We start from the raw sequence: 925 nt of genomic DNA, 5'->3' as shown, positions 1-925 counted from the left end.
AAAACGACCACAAAGTATGAGCAAATATTCTGACGCTAAAGAGCTTGCTGGCCTGACGCTGGGCAAAAAGACTGAGTACGCTAACCAGTACGATGCAAGCCTACTGCAACCTGTACCTCGCAGCCTAAACCGTGATGACCTTGAACTAGGCGACACCTTACCTTTCTTGGGACATGACATTTGGACTCTGTACGAACTGTCTTGGCTAAACAGCAGAGGCTTGCCTCAAGTGGCCGTTGGTGAAGTGTACATTCCTGCAACCAGTGCAAACTTAATTGAGTCGAAGTCATTTAAGCTCTACCTAAATAGCTACAACCAAACCCGTTTCGCGAGTTGGGAAGAAGTAGCACAGCGTTTAACGCAAGACCTATCCGCATGTGCGGGCGAAAAGGTATTGGTCGAAGTGAACCCTGTAGGTCACTACACCAACCAACCTATCGTGACAATGGAAGGCGAATGCATTGACGACCAAGACATTGAAATCAACAGCTACGATTTTGATGCTGATTTGCTAGCAGGTGCTGCTGGCGAAGAGCAAGTAGAAGAAGTGCTGCATAGCCACCTATTGAAATCGAACTGTTTGATCACCAACCAGCCAGACTGGGGCAGCGTTGAAATTCGCTACCAAGGTGCCAAGATCGATCGTGAGAAGTTGCTGCGCTATTTGGTGTCTTTCCGTGAACACAACGAGTTCCATGAGCAATGTGTAGAACGTATTTTCACTGACCTGATGAAATACTGCCAACCAAACAAATTGACTGTGTTTGCGCGTTACACTCGTCGTGGCGGCTTGGATATCAACCCTTACCGTTCGACAGAACAAGATAAGCCAGCTCATAATCATCGCATGGCTCGTCAATAATAGCGTGATAGGCAGAAATAAGTTCGGCAATCAAAAGGATTGCCGGGCGTTTTTATTGCCCAA

The 925-nt window shown here is 47.1% G+C and carries 1 protein-coding gene; it reads left to right on the top strand.

Features of this window, described 5'->3' with window-relative positions; all coding sequences use genetic code 11:
• Window positions 1-16: 16 nt before the first annotated feature.
• Window positions 17-862, top strand: a complete 846-nt coding sequence (queF, locus tag R7R24_RS25375; RefSeq protein WP_141179883.1) for an NADPH-dependent 7-cyano-7-deazaguanine reductase QueF — start codon at window positions 17-19, stop codon at window positions 860-862.
• Window positions 863-925: the final 63 nt, after the last annotated feature.

The organism is Vibrio sp. 704, from assembly GCF_033339295.1.
The sequence above is the reverse complement of the archived record's forward strand: the minus strand, read 5'-3'. Positions and strand labels throughout refer to the sequence as shown.